Genomic DNA, 14,533 nt, shown 5'->3' on the forward strand with positions numbered 1-14,533 from the left:
TTTAAAAATAATTAATATCAAAAGCGGCTTGATATCGATATTGTTTTGTTTCGGTATCCGTAAAATTGTAATCACTGTTCAGGTGGACACCACAGATTTCATCTAATTCAATCAATCCCTTTACAGCTTTTTTGACTTTCACATTGAGCTCTGCAGCCTTCTGCATAGTTGGGCCATAACTTTGGAAAGCAAAGGTTGCACTACCAGAATAATTTTGCTCCTTACCACCAGTTTTTTGAATAATGACAAAGCTATCGGGAGCTTCAGCTTCATACTCAAAAAATGACGGTACATCTAAATGACCGTCAAGATATTTCTTGATAATAATTTCAATCATTTATGTACCGCCTTCAACAAAGTGTTATTTTTCAAATTATCTCTTTTCGCTTTTCGCGTAGCTGGATAAATCATAGCATTGGCCCTTGTCTTACCAACGTGGCTATCTTGTTCATAACCAGGGCCACATCTTTTTTTAATGACTGTTGCTTCTTTGTTCAGAATGTCCTGAATCTCTTTTGATTTCAAAAGAGCTCTTACACCCGCACCGATAAGCTTGACTTTGAAATTACTCATACGCTTCAACCATCACTTTCTTATTCCAGGCCAAAGGCATCATTTCATCAATACCTTCTAAAGGAATTCCAATCGTGCGCCATTTGCGACCGAAAAAACGAACCTCTCTCTCTTTCCACTCGTTCTTATCGCCTTTTGGGATACCCAGTGTATAAGCTACCTTTTTCCCAGTAAGATTCAGTTGATTTATGACATCTTCTGTTGAAGCTGGAACAACCAAGACATTATCTACTTGAATTTCAGTATTCTCATAGATTGGATGCCCAAAATCATCCCTACCATTCTTGGTTTTCCCAATCAAAGTTACAGTAATTCCTTTAATCCGTCCCATAGATATCAATCACCCCATATCTTTGTTTTTTTAGACCGAGACGTTTCAATTCTGAATCCTTGATAAAGAGACCTCCACCAGGAACAAGATAAGAACCGCTGAAGGAATATCCTAAAGCAGACTCAGCCATTTGAGTCATTGGTTCCTGATCAGTTGATGTCATCAAAGTGCGAGCAACTACATCCACTGTTACGGATTTAACCACCATAGCAAAAGATGGATCAGTAGCAACCAATCCATCTAAATCTTTGCCAACTTTTTTAGCTTCAACTCTCAGAGAATGAGAAACAACTTCCAACAGTGCTTCAGCTCGTTTTCCCTCATCGAATTTTAACGTCCGCCACAATTTTTTAAGATCGTCTACTGTTGCAAAGTTTTCCATCTAACTCACCCTTCGTTTGCGATTAGTAAATCAAGCAAAGCAGATTTATTTGCCTTGCTATCATACTCAACACCTAGCTCGTCAAGCTTAGCTTTAATTTCAGCCACTGTCAAAAGGTATTCCTGTTTAAATTCTTCAATAGGAACCCAATCTCCAGATAGCTCACTATCTGTTGAAATGCAAACACCTGTATTTTTATCACGATATGTAGTCATTTCCTACCTCCATTAAGCTTTAACACGAGCGAATGCATCAGCATCTAGGATTCCCCATCCGATAAACGCTTCAGCACGAAGCAAGATTTCATTATAGGCTTTCAAGTCACGACCTGCTCCATCTGGATCACCATATTCAATAATTTCCATAGGAATATTTTCAGCATAGCCCCACTTGAAGCGATTTTCAAAGTCACCAACAATCGCATGATCTGTTTGAGCGTTTCCACCTATAACAGTCAAGTTTTTATTTACGTCTGATTTCATTCCGTAGAACGAGTCAGGATTTTGACCAAAGCGGAATTCTGGATATTGAGATACACCGTTTACTTTCAATTTAGCAAGTGACTGTCCACCAACTGGAGAAAGAGCTACACCTGTAACTTCACCACCTTTAGCGACGATTTGTTGAACAGCTGCATCGATGTTGTCGTCAAATTTATCTTCTGCGTAATTTACGATATTTGCAGTAATCAAGCCATCAAATGAGTTAGTATCACGGAAAGTTGCATCTGTAAGACCTTTAGGCTCCAAACCGTGGATAGCAGCAATATCAAATGCATCTGCAATTTTCTTAGCGAATCCTTCAGCAAATTGTGAAAGGTATTCAAGTTGTTTTTCTTCCGAAGCATACTTAAATTCATCTGTAATACGAGCTTGGTAAACAAATTTAAGAGGTTTGATTACCTTTGGTTCAATAATTGCTTTACCACCAAGTTTTTGTTGGCCTTCACCAACGATCTGAGCATTTCCTTCAAGACTGAAGATAAATTGTTCTACCCCGTTAAACGGAATAGGTGTTTGAGATGAGAGTTTTGCAAGAACAGAACGTCCTTGCACTTTTGAAATTAGTTCTTTTACCAATTCTGGTTGAAAAAGTGTTCCTTGTTTCAATGAATTATCTGCCATTTTTTATTCTCCTGTATGATTTAATTCTCGAAGCATTGACTTCATTTGCATTGTTTTGTTATCACCAACTTGTGGCTCTGTCTCTCTGATTGGCGCAACTGGTTGAGATTTTTTAATATAACCAGCTAAGCGCTCTGCATCAGCTTTCAAGCTTTCTTCATCAGTTCCCTGCAAACGATCTGCAAGGTCGTAAGGCAAACCATGTTGCAAAGCCACACGAGTTCGTAGATTAGCCGTCTCATAACCAGCTATTTGATTCTGCAAATCTTCAAGTTGCTTGTCAGCATCTGCCTTACTTTGATTAGTAGCTTCAATCGTTGACTTCAAGCCAACATTTTCTTCTTCCAATTCTGCAACACGAGATTTGAGCTGGTCATAGTCGCCATACTTCTCTTTCTCTCGAAATAAGCGCCCCTTAATAGCAGCATCAAATTCTTCCTGTGTAGTGATTGGTTTAAATTCTGACATTCTCATGTCTCCTTTCTCCTGCTTTCCCGGCAGTTCGGTAATTTTTTTGGGCATCAAAAAAAGCAGCCACCTGACCGCTTATTTTAATAACTAATTTTTTGCTTTTTCTTAGGCTTAGTCGTAGCACAAGCCCAGTGCGCAAGCAAAGCACTATCCATCAAAGAAATATCCATATCGTCAAAGTGCGATCGATAACCAAAGCCACCGTTTGAGCCAATATTCCGCTTATCGCAATTTGTGGCTACTTTTGATAGAGATGGTTGGCCAGCGTGACAGATGGTCTTCTGGTAAATTCCCTGTTCCCAAAGAGCGTTGGCCACGATGATTTCTTTCACCGTTGGCAGAATCACATTCTTGATTCTATAGTCCTTCAACTCTTCGTCCAGGATTTTTTGACCACTTGCGCCATCGATAACAATCTGAGCTACATCAGCTTGTCTCAGAAAAGCGACCATCCACTCATTACCATTACGAACAGATTGACAATCAACAGTTTCTACAAAGAAACGGCCATCCTTGGTCCGTGCAGCAATACTCAATGCCACGTTCGTTCCGTCTTGACCATACTTAATACCAACAGATAGCTTGCCAGATAATTCTGGAACATCATCCACCTTGAGCTCATTCCATTCAGTTTCAGAGATAGCAGATTTCTGATTGTATGTTGGCCAGAATCCCAAACGCTGGATATTATGGTCCAACTTATCCTCACCAAGCTCTGCTTCAATCTTACGCTCATTTAAGTGATAGCCCATAGATGGATTTGAATTGTACCAGGATTCAACATCGTCAATTTCCTTTTCATCAGAAACCGACCACTCAGCCCAGCCAGAATACTTCCCTTTTCCGAAAAGGCAAGTCTCACGGTACTTAGTAAAGACCGTACCACTTGAAACTGGTGTCGGAGGTGTTCCACACATGATTGTGATAGGATTCTCACTATCCGTTACCGTGTACTTCAAGGCAGATTCTTGCTCAGTCGTGTACTCCTGGGCCTCGTCAATAATCAGCATATCAAAACCTTCACCAAGACCACCATTTGATGTTCTGGTACGGAATTGGACAACACCACCTGTTGAATATAGCTCAATTCTTTCTTGACCCTTAGCTCGAATGGAATTGAAATCCTCACCATCAACATACCCCATTTTCTCAAGGTATCGTTTAACTTTTTCAAAAGAGGCATGAGATGTAGAAATTCTATGCGCTGTATGCAGAATGTTCAATCCTTTATGAAGCGCCCAAATTTCAGCTATATAGAGGATTTCTGATTTACCATTACGACGAGGTATAGAGTAGCCAAATTTTTGGTGTACCCATAGTCCGTTTTTATCTACTGCCATTAAAGGCAATAGCAGATTTTTCTGCCAAGCATAGCAAGAAAGACCAGTCCGTTCGTAAAGTTCAATCGCTTCTTTAGCTTTTGAATTTTTCTTGACGTATTTTAAAATCACCGATTGAGTAGGATTCTGATTGCCAAGTTTCTTCCTCGCCATTCCACTTTCCTTTCAATCGTCATCGCATGATAACCCTATCGCTGGGAGATATCGGATCACCTCCTAAACAAAAGCACAATAAAAGCACCTAGAATTTTCTAAGTGCTTATCCCCAAGCGAATGATTTCTCGCTTGGTAATTCTCCCTTATCCCACATCTGCTTCACTGCTCCACGAGCCTTGTTCGCATAGTAAGGATAACCTAGTTCTTTATCATAATTCGACTCAATGACAACTGTAACTTCACCAGTTCGCTCATCAATCTCAATCATACCTGGGTCACGGTTTTCAGGAATATACCAATAACCCTTACTTTTTGAATTGAAAATTTTAATAAGTTTAAGCATTATAGGTCTCCTTTCTCTTTCATCCAAGCAATCCACGCTTTTTGGTAGTTATAGGTTTTATTAGTGAGTTCGTGGGCTTCATCGTACTTCATTCCCTTTGCCATCAAATCATGTTCCATCAACTCGTGATTTAGCATTACAAGGTCGTGAGGTTGAATATTCTTACCACCAATCTCTGAAAGTCGTCTCCAACTCTCAGCCATATCATAGTTGGGGTCGAAACGTTTCCGACCATCTTCTAAATCATACTCATTAATAAAAATATGGTTATAAATCTTCTCAACATCTGATTGTGAAAGACCGCTATTGTTAGATACCTTCACTATTTCATGTTGCTTATTTCGATTTCGTACACTCTCATAAAATTCTTGAGCATGCCGTTCACGCTCTTTATTATATGGATCATTTCTATCATTCCAAGCGCCATACACAGCACCACTACTCTTCATAACCCTATTATAGCGTTTTTGCTCTCGTTCGTCAACAGATACTACGTCAATTAACTTCCTACGCTCAACTCTCTCTTTGTCTATAGAATTCCATTTTTTCGTCCAAACATTTTGAGTTTTTCCGTTTTTAGGATCATAGTCTAAAATACAACGACAATGCTGATGTCTTCTATAAACGTCCTTCGGAACTCTTGGATATTTATAATTCCCTTGAACTTCTTGACACCACTCACAGCAATGAAAAAAAGATGTTCTGACAATCTCAGGTTGCAATCCTGCCTTGTAATGAAACTCCGCATTCTTACGAATGCTATCATCAATGATTGATTGAGTGAATTTCACAATAGGTTCACCGAGCAACCAACTGGCATCCTCAAAATTCTCCTCAGAGGAAAAACGATTGACAATACCGGCTACTCGATCCAGATTTAATTCAGGAGCTTGAACTTTCAAACCGATTTTCGCTTTATCATTCAAATTCTTCTGAACATCGCTAGCATAACCACTTACAAGCTCGTGATTTCGTCCTAGCACGTCCGTCAGCAAGCGATGGGCGATATTGTAATACATTTTACCGTTTGGTAGTTTATCAGCGCTTATAGAAGCTCCTAGAGCCTTAGAAAGAATTTCACCAATTTCAATCGCAAACTCATTTGCTGTTTTGTAAGTTGCTTGTTTGGCTTCCAACGTGGCAAAAGCATTTCGGATAATCTCACTTTCTCCATAAGCAAGCTCGAATTCATTTTTTACTTCTTCCAGAAGTCTAGGTAGTACATCAATATCATCATTCATCTACTTGCTCCAAAACTTTTGTTCTGTTCAACATTTCTTCAGCTTCAGTAGGGTTGATGCCGGTTGATACTAACAAAGAAATACCATTTTCTTTCGATAAAACACCTTTTTGGTAGTTACTTAAAAGAGATGTGATTTCATAGGTTGAAATAATTCTATTTTTCTGTTTATCTTCTCCGGTTTCTACATTAGATGATGTTTGTGGAATTTCTACAACAGGTTTAGCAGACATATCTCCTGCAATACCAGTAAGATCTCGGATGGTTTCTGCGTTGATGTATCCTGGCAATGCCTGATTTAACTTCACAACACCATCACCAATCATAGTCATTGTGTTAGCATCAGCTTCAAACAAAGGCTCCCATTTGACAGTTGTACTAACGAATTGACTTCTTGCATAATGAAACTCATCACGTAAGCACGCTGCAACATAAGCTACGTTAAGTAAACCTGCTCCAAGCGACCTCTGAGCCTTACGTCCAGCTAATCGCAAATTCTCATGACTAGCCTTGATTGCTTCTACTGATGACGGATTATCTGATACAAAACCAAGGTCATCCAAGGTCAAGCCCATTTCCCCAGCAAATCCTGCTGCTGCTGTCCTTAGCTGTTCAGTGAATGGTGACATACTTGCCGTCGTGAATTGTCCAATACTTGGTTTCTCACCATTGTCACTAGATGAAATAGTTAATAAGCTCGAAACAGTTGCCTTCCACTTTTCTAACGGTTCGGCATCAGGGTCCAGACCGATAATGTATTTCTGTGGCCACGAATAGAATTCAGCAGTAATATCAGCACGCTCTAGTGTCCGTTTAGCGTATTTTTGATAATACATTCCTGCTCTAGTAATTCGTGAACGACCAAAAGGACGAACCGCGTCAGGCCTGTGAATAACAGGAACGAGTAATGGAATACCAGTTTCATTTAATACCGAATATGGATTTCCATTTTTAGGGATGAAATGAGTGGCATTTGGTTCAAAATACGCTTCAAGCGTTGGTTGATTATAATCATCACGAGATAGTACAGCATATCCTTCTAAGAGCAAACCTGTAATAGGGTCAATAACTCCAGTCGCATTACTTGCTTCAATAACTTGTAATCTCACCTCATCATCTTCCCCTTTAGAAATGTAGATGAAACTGCAAGATCCTATTAACGCTGCCAAAATGGCACTATCAAAGAAGATATCAGGATTGTTGCGATTAAAGATTTCCATGACTTCAAAATCATCATTTGCAAATTCTCTAAAAATCAAACGATCTGCAAGACTATCTACACCTTTAGTTGCCCATCCAAGGACAGACTTATATTTAACTCTGATATGAGCAGGAATTGTGATTCCTAACGGAGATTCATGATGCTGCATCGCATAATGTTTATATCTCAGGTTAACCCTACTCTGATAGAGATTCAACTTTTTTCTGAGATAGTCAATTCCTCTTAATTCCAAACCGTTCTCCTTTCATTGTGATGATTTGGCGTGAAAAAATATGTACAGTGACGGCGTGAAGCCCTCGAGCGCCTAGTGGGAGGGGGACACCCCCCTATCCTTAACTAGGACTTTCCTCATACATTACATTTTTCTAAAAATCTAGTATTCTGTTAATTTATGTTTTTCTTAAAAAAATAATTTTATATTTTTTTTATCTTATTTTATTAAGATTTATATTTTTTATTTTATTAAGATTTATATTTTGTCCAATCTCTCGATTGTGGCAAGTTCCTGTTACCAACAACAGTTGTACTTGTTGTTTTATCATCAGCATAAAGCTTGTCAGACTTCTGTCTATTGCACTGCCAGTGTGCGAGCTGTAGGTTATTGATGTCTGATGGATGACCGTTCCGATTAATTGGAATGATGTGGTCAATGACTGGTGACAAAGGATGTGGATACTTCAATGACTTGTCTACTGGTAGCCCACAAATCCCACAAGTATTTCTTGTCTTAATAATAATCTTCTTGTTTTTTTCAAAGGCGACTCGGTGAGGACCACTCCGATCTGGTCTATCTTGGGGGGTATTCATTTAGGGAGGGTCCTTTCTTTTTAGTGGGTACGGGGTGGAATTCTATGATGTAGGAGTGGGTGTTTTTTTAATCTAGTAGGGGGGTGTTTTTTAATCTCTGGCACCCTCGTATATTTAACATATCTTATATTCTGTTAAATAAAATCAACATCCTTAAACATCACTTGTAGCAAGTGCTTACATCTATTTTATTAAATACTAATTTACATTTTCTCAATGTGTTAAATAAATAGGTATTTAATAGCTAAAATTCATCATCGAATCATCCAATTCATCTTGCTTAATGCCAATGTAGTCAAGTGTGATATCTGGTGATGAATGATTAAACAACTCCATCAAAATCGCTACATTTTGATTTCGTCTGTAATGATGATAGCCAAATGATTTTCTCATCGAGTGTGTTCCAATATTCTTCAGACCAACATGTTCAGCAGCTTGTTTTAAAATTTGATAAGCTGCAACTCTTCCGATATGAGCAATTCTAACTCCATCAGTTCTAACTTTCTTTTTGCTAGGAAAAAGATAATCATACCCTTGAAGGTTATTTTCTCTGATGTAGTGATTTAAAGTCTTTCTTAACTCTGGATTGATGGCAAATCTCTTGACCTTCCCTGTCTTCTTCTCGACGACTTCTATTCTATCACCTGTAACTTGTTTGACCTGAAGAGGTATGATATCGCTGATGCGCATTCCAGAGTACAGACCACACATAATCAGAACGTAGTTTCGCTCATTCTTTGACTTCAAATAATCTTTCATTCGCTCAATGTCGTCAAGTTCACGAATAGGTTCTACTTTTCTCACAATATCACCTCCAAACTACAATAAAAGGCAGGTTGTGCCTGCCTTCATAATTATTTCATAATATAATTTTAGCACATTAAATTATATATTTACTCCGAACTTACTCCAAATTTACTCCAAGAAAACTCCAAAAAAACTCCAAGAAAACTCCATTTTTATTCCAAAATTTCAACCTGTTCACCATTGCGATATAATTCAGCAAATGCCATTAAGGCCCTGTCCAAAATATCGTAATAAGAACTTTCTGAAAGTGATAAATCCATTAAGATTGCTTCATCTTTCTTACAATCCCACTGAAGGTATTTTTCAAAAAGTATTCTACGATAGAGGGGATCATGTAGACCACTTACTGCTTGTTCAATCGCATCAAGTTCAAGTTCAGCATCAACTTTTCGGATGGCTAATTTCTCAACTTGGCTAACCCTGACTGAAGATTGAGACCGTGGCATAAATGAGTAGGTTGTTGTTACCTTCTGTCCATCTATGTCATTAGCTACTCTTCTCCATCTGAGATATCCTCTCAGAATTCTTTTGGCATTTTCTTTTGTTTTTGATTCATTAATATCAGGAAAGAAAGGCATCGTTCACCTCTTTTCTATGCCATGTAATACTTCTAAGCCTATTGAATTTTTAAATAACTTTTCCATCAAAGACTAATGTAATAGTCCCTGTACCATCTCTATGTTTAGAGACCAAAGCACGACAATCTGATCCAAACTCAATTCCTTCAATCGTGATACTACGCTTTGTTTTATTAACATTGACGATAGAGCCATTTGCTGTCTTAATTCTCATGCTTCTGCTCCTCAATCAACCAATCAAGGTTCTTTCTAGCTTTCTTCAAATCTTCAATACCGTTCTTCTTTTGGAAACGTAGTAGATACTTGATTGCATTTCCCCAACACCATGCAGCCTTACCAATTAAGTTACCAATAAAATTATCAATTACTTCAATACTTTCAAGACCTTTTGAGCCTTGATAATGGCTTGGCTTGTTTACATTATCAATCACAAGGTAATCCTCATCTTTTACGAATGAACCATCAATCCAGCGACCTTTACGGTCTTTAATTTCCTGGTATGCCATTTCAAAACATTCATCAAAGTCATATACAAGATTTTTTAGATAACCAATGCATCGTACCAGATTGTGTCTGCACATTTCCTTACTTGCAAGATTCTGAGATAACTGAAATTCACTGATATTAGCATTCATTAAGTTGAAACAATCAAGTACGTCTTTTTTACTGATATTCTCAGACTCTTTAAAAATCTGATTCACATCTTCCTTAATTAATAAGGCCAGACCAACAATAACGACTGCACAATCTCCAATGCTGTCCTTCATGAGCTGTTCGTTTTTTTTGAGATAGCCAGCGCATAACTCTCCAAATTCTTCACTGAGCTTTAAAGACTGCTTGTCTAATCGTCCACCGTTTTCAAGGTCACGATCAATAAACCATTGCTTTACGTTTTCTAGTGTGTTCATAATTCAATATCATCTCCTATTTCAATGTTTTTATATTTTTCTTCACGCACCACGAACACATTCCCATTTACCGTGATAGTGAATAGTCTTCCGATTTTTCGTTTTTCTTCAACCTTGCCAGTAATCTGATATTTACTATCAGCATGATAGACTAGCAAGGGTTTCTGTTGCATGAATAACAAGCAAGTTGATAATAGGCAATATCCGATTAAGAAGCGTTTCATTCTATAACCTCCTGTTTTTTTATCTTTTAGATTTCCTTTTGCCGATTAGTTCAATTAAACTCCCTAAAAGAAAGACCAACACTCCAAAAATGAAAGAATGTGCTAACAAAAAAATTGGTGTTAAATAAGGTTTGATTGGGAAAATTGAAAATATCCATGTAAAATACCATTCAATAAGCCAGCAAAAAGTAAGGAAAACGAATGCAACTGTTGATAACATCAATGTTACTGCTCCGATACTTTTTATAAAGTCACTCATCTTTTACCTCCAAAAGCTCTGGGTTTTCGTAGATGTTGCCAATGATTTCAAAGTGATAACAAGCTAGAAATAGTGGGTCCCATTCTGAAACCCTTTCTTGCAGTCCATCTACAAATCTGTAAATAAAACTTGCGTAAGAACCGTGCCATTTGACAACTGCTTCTCTGCCTTTGTAATCAACTATATCCCCATCAAAGATTTCCTTGCCGTTCTTATCTTTAAGCCCTGTTGACTGCATGAGTACTAAATCTTCTGCTGAAACCATGTAAGTAATTCCATCCCCAATACAATATAACTCATCCTCTAGCCAACTGATGTGGTCAATTTCATTATCCATTTTCTGTTCTTTCTTCAACCACGCTCTAAATTTTGGTATCATCACTCCACCTCCTCGACTTCGAACAATGGACTGTTAAACACTTCACCAAAGCCCGCATCTTCTAACTCTTTTCGGGTGTGTTTTGTTTTATAAAGTGAGTTTTCTTCCTGACTTGAGAAAAGCCATTCTTTCAAATGTTTTTCGCAGTTCAAAGTTTCGTGATTTCCACAAATCCCTTTCAACTTCACAATATACTTCGGTTCTAACTCGACCTTGTATCCGTCAAGCCAAGCTCGAGCGATTAAATCAAATCGTTTTTCCGATTCAATCCATTTAATCATTTCAATATTTTTGTATTTGTATTTGAAAAATTCCACAACATTTTTACAAGATTGTTTTGATTCCTCAATCCAATCCGCCACAAACTGCGGAATTGTGACTTTTTCGGGTTCGTCTAACTGACTGATTAACCCCAAAACAACTTTCTTGTCAACATACGGTCTAAAGCTAGTAATACTAGTGTGACTTGGTAAACTTTCAATTTTATCAATCAATTCTTGCTTATTCATTCTTTAACTCCTTGATTTTACTTTCGTATTCCTTCACTCGTTTTTTTCCAGTATCCACGTTCTTCTGCCCGTGAATGTGCAAGTGATTTAACACATGGTTCAGTTAATTCTGATATGTGTGCTTCTGCTTTCTCAATCTCTCGCTCATAGCCTTCAATTAGCTGCTTCTTTAAGTCATCATTCATATAAATCACCTAAAATGGCATATCATCATCTGAAATATCCAAAGGATTTGTAGCTCCGAAACTTGCTGGCATCTGATCTTCAATATTTGACTGATTTGCAGAGTTATCACGTTTTTCTAGTAATTGGAATGTATCAGCTACGACTTCTGTTACATAGACACGTTGCCCTTGTTGATTATCATAACTACGAGTTTGGATACGGCCAGTAATTCCTACAAGATTTCCTTTTTTACACCAGTTTGCGAAATTTTCAGCCTGTTGGCGCCAAATCATGCAATTAATAAAATCAGCTTCACGATCACCTGCTTGATTCTTAAAATTACGATTGACTGCCAGGTTGAATGTCGTAATTGCAATATTTGATGGTGTATATCTTAATTCAGGGTCACGAGTCAATCGACCTACCAAAACAACATTATTGATCATCTTTCTTTTCCTTTCTTGCTGCACGTTCCCCGACTAAGTAGCCGATAAATAGCCACAGAATAGCCATTCCAAATTCTTTAATAAGTTCAATCATTTTATTTTCCTCCTGAAAAAGTTGCTAAATAGTAGCAATCCCTTGCGCCATAATCAAATCTAACGCTGTCCTTTTTGATATGTTTTACAAAATGTGGTTTAGTTATCCCAGAATGTGCCCATTGATGGTCCATCATGTCTTCAATGAGGTCATCAACATTGTTGTATTCTCCAAGAAATAACCTTCGATGTCCATTGAAGACAAAATAGAGCTTTAACATTATGGCACCTCTACTGGATAGAAATTTCCAAAAGAACTTCTTAGAGCTCTTCCTACTTGAATAGCTGCACCACGAGAAGCAAACCTTAATGCTTTGTTTTCATCTGAAAAGGAAATATCTATACCAGTAACTGCCACATCAACAGATTTCAAGAAAGGTTTGTCTTCTTTTGTTCCATGTTTTAAAATGAACATCATTTATCTCCTTTCTTCAATCTTTCTAACATTTCTTTTTTCTTTTTTTCTAATTCCTTTTTGGTCTCTTCACTTGTTGTATTTACATAATCTGGATTAGACCATTCAGGAACATTAGATTTCTTGTTTGATTGATTGATGGAACCTTTATTTTTATTCTCTTTGAAATTTCTCTCACGTTCATCGACTGCTGCAACCGTTAAAATCCCATCATTTTTCCAATTAGTCAAGATAGCCTTGATGTAACTAAAGTTTCTTTTACCATTATCAGCAGCAAGTCCTATTGCTTTCAGGACAACTTCTGTTTCCATATTATCTAGCTCGATGAATTCCTTTATGATTGCAAATTGAGTTCCATCTAATGGTGCGATACGAGATTGATATTCTTCGACAATAATTTGAATTTGATTTTCACTATTATGATGATTATTTATATTCTTATCTTTATCTAATTCTTTATCTTTATCTTTATCTCTATCTTCTTCTGTTGCGTTACTTTCCGTTACTGTAACGTTACATGTAACGTTACCACTAAGAGCAAGATTTTTCTGTTTTTCTCGGTGTCGAGCTACTCGGTTTCTTGTTTGCTCTTTTATTTTTTCCATCCCATCAATATTTTGATGCTTCTCCCAATTTGGCAAAGCGATAATACCATCAATGATTTCAACCATTCCGAATTGCTCAAAAATTCCAATGGCCATTCTTACAGTATTTAATGGTCTTCTGAAGATAGTAGCAAGCATTTCATCAGTATAATGAACCTTGTCTGACATCATCAGTAGTCCATTTCGATTGTGTTTGCCAGCTAACGCTAAGATTTTAAACCAAATTACCAAAATAGCATCATGATCAGGAAGTGCATCGATGAGACAAATCTTTTCATCATCGAAAATATCTGTCGTAATCTTAATCCATTTAATTTCAGACATAGCTATCCTCTCAATGTTTTTCTAAGTCGATGTTCATAACAGCAGCAAGATTTTTCTGTTCGGATACGACTTACACTCATATTTTTATCCTTATTTCAATCCTACTGGTGGATCTACATCATATGTAAATTGTTTATCTGAGTTTCTTAGATTCATACGAGCGATGTTGTTCGCAATTAGTTGTTGGTTTTCCTTTTTAGCTTTAGCATGACTATCCATTTCATTTACTAGCACCCAAAGGCATACGAGTGCGATTGTTATTAAATATAGGTATTCTAGCATTTTGTTTTCTCCTTCTCTTCGTAGATTGATACCCTTTTTTCAAGATCTGCAATACGCTGAATTGCATCCTGGTATTTCATTTGTAGTTCAATCAATTTTTGATTAATTTCCAGAGCGACTTTCTTCCAATCGAGGTTTACTTCCTCGATAATTCCTGAAAAATATAATTTTATTCTGTTTAATAGGTTCATGTTAAAACTCCAATTGTTTTTCTTTTTTAAGATTTTCTAGCATTTCTGCCAGAGTTTCTTTTTTGGTTCGGTAACGATTTCTAGTTTTCCATTTAACGAATAATCGAAAACCTTCATAATTGATAAACACTAACTTATGAGTTGGATTGTCAATAAATTGTTTGAAGTCTGGATGATTTCTCATCTCAGTAGCCCAGACTTTAGCAGTTCCAACTGTAAGACCTTCCCACATCTGACAAAGATGTGTATAATCACCATGAGTTGCTTTTTCGTTAATTCCTACTGGTTTATAAGTAATTTCTGCTTTAGGCATGGATTTCCCTCTCTTTCTGTGATATAATTTTCTTGAATAATTTTCT

Annotated in this window: 28 protein-coding genes and 1 pseudogene; all 29 read right to left on the minus strand. The window is 37.2% G+C overall.

The features are described from left to right. Position 1: 1 nt before the first annotated feature. Positions 2 to 337: a hypothetical protein gene (locus tag BQ2679_RS07955; RefSeq protein WP_075567677.1), complete on the minus strand. Its 336-nt coding sequence runs from the start codon at positions 335 to 337 to the stop codon at positions 2 to 4. Continuing rightward, positions 334 to 573: a hypothetical protein gene (locus BQ2679_RS07960; RefSeq protein ID WP_075567678.1), complete on the minus strand. Its 240-nt coding sequence runs from the start codon at positions 571 to 573 to the stop codon at positions 334 to 336. The genes BQ2679_RS07955 and BQ2679_RS07960 overlap by 4 nt, the downstream gene beginning before the upstream one ends. After that, positions 566 to 904: a hypothetical protein gene (locus BQ2679_RS07965; RefSeq protein ID WP_075567679.1), complete on the minus strand. Its 339-nt coding sequence runs from the start codon at positions 902 to 904 to the stop codon at positions 566 to 568. The genes BQ2679_RS07960 and BQ2679_RS07965 overlap by 8 nt, the downstream gene beginning before the upstream one ends. Continuing rightward, positions 891 to 1,286: a phage Gp19/Gp15/Gp42 family protein gene (locus BQ2679_RS07970; RefSeq protein WP_075567680.1), complete on the minus strand. Its 396-nt coding sequence runs from the start codon at positions 1,284 to 1,286 to the stop codon at positions 891 to 893. The genes BQ2679_RS07965 and BQ2679_RS07970 overlap by 14 nt, the downstream gene beginning before the upstream one ends. Before the next feature lie 5 nt (positions 1,287 to 1,291). Continuing rightward, positions 1,292 to 1,501 (minus strand): HeH/LEM domain-containing protein, encoded by a 210-nt coding sequence (locus BQ2679_RS07975; RefSeq protein WP_075567681.1) that lies wholly within the window; start codon positions 1,499 to 1,501, stop codon positions 1,292 to 1,294. A 12-nt stretch (positions 1,502 to 1,513) separates the two neighbouring features. Beyond that, positions 1,514 to 2,410, minus strand: coding sequence for a phage major capsid family protein (locus BQ2679_RS07980; protein WP_075567682.1), 897 nt, complete (start codon positions 2,408 to 2,410; stop codon positions 1,514 to 1,516). Positions 2,411 to 2,413: 3 nt separating this feature from the next. Continuing rightward, complete coding sequence (locus BQ2679_RS07985; protein WP_075567683.1) at positions 2,414 to 2,878, minus strand: capsid assembly scaffolding protein Gp46 family protein; 465 nt, start codon at positions 2,876 to 2,878, stop codon at positions 2,414 to 2,416. Between the two features lie 83 nt (positions 2,879 to 2,961). Then, positions 2,962 to 4,374 carry a terminase gene (locus BQ2679_RS07990; RefSeq protein ID WP_075567684.1) on the minus strand — a complete coding sequence of 471 codons (1,413 nt, stop codon included), beginning with the start codon at positions 4,372 to 4,374 and terminating at the stop codon, positions 2,962 to 2,964. Between the two features lie 106 nt (positions 4,375 to 4,480). Then, on the minus strand, positions 4,481 to 4,720 hold the full coding sequence (locus BQ2679_RS07995) for a hypothetical protein (protein ID WP_075567685.1): 240 nt from the start codon (positions 4,718 to 4,720) through the stop codon (positions 4,481 to 4,483). Further along, positions 4,720 to 5,961 carry a hypothetical protein gene (locus tag BQ2679_RS11110; RefSeq protein WP_244491724.1) on the minus strand — a complete coding sequence of 414 codons (1,242 nt, stop codon included), beginning with the start codon at positions 5,959 to 5,961 and terminating at the stop codon, positions 4,720 to 4,722. Before BQ2679_RS11110 ends, BQ2679_RS07995 begins: the two co-directional genes overlap by 1 nt. Further along, positions 5,954 to 7,414 carry a phage portal protein gene (locus tag BQ2679_RS08005; RefSeq protein ID WP_075567686.1) on the minus strand — a complete coding sequence of 487 codons (1,461 nt, stop codon included), beginning with the start codon at positions 7,412 to 7,414 and terminating at the stop codon, positions 5,954 to 5,956. Before BQ2679_RS08005 ends, BQ2679_RS11110 begins: the two co-directional genes overlap by 8 nt. Positions 7,415 to 7,644: 230 nt before the next feature. Continuing rightward, positions 7,645 to 7,989 (minus strand): HNH endonuclease, encoded by a 345-nt coding sequence (locus BQ2679_RS08010; protein WP_075567687.1) that lies wholly within the window; start codon positions 7,987 to 7,989, stop codon positions 7,645 to 7,647. Between the two features lie 237 nt (positions 7,990 to 8,226). Next, positions 8,227 to 8,793: a site-specific integrase gene (locus BQ2679_RS08015; protein WP_075567688.1), complete on the minus strand. Its 567-nt coding sequence runs from the start codon at positions 8,791 to 8,793 to the stop codon at positions 8,227 to 8,229. Between the two features lie 155 nt (positions 8,794 to 8,948). Next, positions 8,949 to 9,374 (minus strand): ArpU family phage packaging/lysis transcriptional regulator, encoded by a 426-nt coding sequence (locus tag BQ2679_RS08020; protein ID WP_075567689.1) that lies wholly within the window; start codon positions 9,372 to 9,374, stop codon positions 8,949 to 8,951. Between the two features lie 49 nt (positions 9,375 to 9,423). Beyond that, the gene (locus tag BQ2679_RS10890; RefSeq protein ID WP_167350220.1) at positions 9,424 to 9,588 is read right to left on the minus strand and encodes a hypothetical protein; all 165 of its coding nucleotides are present in this window, start codon (positions 9,586 to 9,588) and stop codon (positions 9,424 to 9,426) included. Beyond that, positions 9,578 to 9,805 carry a DUF3310 domain-containing protein gene (locus BQ2679_RS08025; protein WP_083237599.1) on the minus strand — a complete coding sequence of 76 codons (228 nt, stop codon included), beginning with the start codon at positions 9,803 to 9,805 and terminating at the stop codon, positions 9,578 to 9,580. The genes BQ2679_RS10890 and BQ2679_RS08025 overlap by 11 nt, the downstream gene beginning before the upstream one ends. Positions 9,806 to 9,811: 6 nt before the next feature. Next, positions 9,812 to 10,282: pseudogene (locus tag BQ2679_RS08030) on the minus strand (MazG-like family protein); the annotation flags it as partial. After that, complete coding sequence (locus BQ2679_RS08035) at positions 10,279 to 10,506, minus strand: DUF1372 family protein (protein WP_075567690.1); 228 nt, start codon at positions 10,504 to 10,506, stop codon at positions 10,279 to 10,281. The gene BQ2679_RS08035 and the pseudogene BQ2679_RS08030, both read right to left, overlap by 4 nt. A gap of 19 nt (positions 10,507 to 10,525) precedes the next feature. Then, positions 10,526 to 10,765: a hypothetical protein gene (locus BQ2679_RS08040; protein ID WP_075567691.1), complete on the minus strand. Its 240-nt coding sequence runs from the start codon at positions 10,763 to 10,765 to the stop codon at positions 10,526 to 10,528. Next, a complete protein-coding gene (locus BQ2679_RS08045) occupies positions 10,758 to 11,144 on the minus strand; it encodes a YopX family protein (RefSeq protein WP_075567692.1) in 387 nt (128 codons plus the stop codon). The genes BQ2679_RS08040 and BQ2679_RS08045 overlap by 8 nt, the downstream gene beginning before the upstream one ends. After that, positions 11,144 to 11,653, minus strand: a complete 510-nt coding sequence (locus BQ2679_RS08050) for a DUF1642 domain-containing protein (protein WP_075567693.1) — start codon at positions 11,651 to 11,653, stop codon at positions 11,144 to 11,146. Before BQ2679_RS08050 ends, BQ2679_RS08045 begins: the two co-directional genes overlap by 1 nt. Before the next feature lie 17 nt (positions 11,654 to 11,670). Then, positions 11,671 to 11,838: a hypothetical protein gene (locus BQ2679_RS10835; RefSeq protein ID WP_159427234.1), complete on the minus strand. Its 168-nt coding sequence runs from the start codon at positions 11,836 to 11,838 to the stop codon at positions 11,671 to 11,673. A 9-nt stretch (positions 11,839 to 11,847) separates the two neighbouring features. Continuing rightward, positions 11,848 to 12,264, minus strand: coding sequence for a single-stranded DNA-binding protein (gene ssb, locus BQ2679_RS08055; RefSeq protein ID WP_075567694.1), 417 nt, complete (start codon positions 12,262 to 12,264; stop codon positions 11,848 to 11,850). Between the two features lie 95 nt (positions 12,265 to 12,359). Next, on the minus strand, positions 12,360 to 12,578 hold the full coding sequence (locus tag BQ2679_RS08060) for a hypothetical protein (protein ID WP_075567695.1): 219 nt from the start codon (positions 12,576 to 12,578) through the stop codon (positions 12,360 to 12,362). Further along, complete coding sequence (locus BQ2679_RS08065) at positions 12,578 to 12,772, minus strand: hypothetical protein (RefSeq protein WP_075567696.1); 195 nt, start codon at positions 12,770 to 12,772, stop codon at positions 12,578 to 12,580. Before BQ2679_RS08065 ends, BQ2679_RS08060 begins: the two co-directional genes overlap by 1 nt. Beyond that, positions 12,772 to 13,701 carry a phage replisome organizer N-terminal domain-containing protein gene (locus BQ2679_RS08070; protein ID WP_075567697.1) on the minus strand — a complete coding sequence of 310 codons (930 nt, stop codon included), beginning with the start codon at positions 13,699 to 13,701 and terminating at the stop codon, positions 12,772 to 12,774. The genes BQ2679_RS08065 and BQ2679_RS08070 overlap by 1 nt, the downstream gene beginning before the upstream one ends. A 90-nt stretch (positions 13,702 to 13,791) precedes the next feature. Continuing rightward, the gene (locus BQ2679_RS08075) at positions 13,792 to 13,983 is read right to left on the minus strand and encodes a hypothetical protein (protein ID WP_075567698.1); all 192 of its coding nucleotides are present in this window, start codon (positions 13,981 to 13,983) and stop codon (positions 13,792 to 13,794) included. Beyond that, complete coding sequence (locus tag BQ2679_RS08080; protein WP_075567699.1) at positions 13,977 to 14,174, minus strand: hypothetical protein; 198 nt, start codon at positions 14,172 to 14,174, stop codon at positions 13,977 to 13,979. Before BQ2679_RS08080 ends, BQ2679_RS08075 begins: the two co-directional genes overlap by 7 nt. Before the next feature lies 1 nt (position 14,175). Next, on the minus strand, positions 14,176 to 14,487 hold the full coding sequence (locus tag BQ2679_RS08085; protein WP_075567700.1) for an excisionase: 312 nt from the start codon (positions 14,485 to 14,487) through the stop codon (positions 14,176 to 14,178). Between the last annotated feature and the right edge of the window lie 46 nt (positions 14,488 to 14,533).

The sequence above is a fragment of the Streptococcus timonensis genome (assembly GCF_900095845.1).
Taxonomy (GTDB): Bacteria; Bacillota; Bacilli; order Lactobacillales; family Streptococcaceae; genus Streptococcus; species Streptococcus timonensis.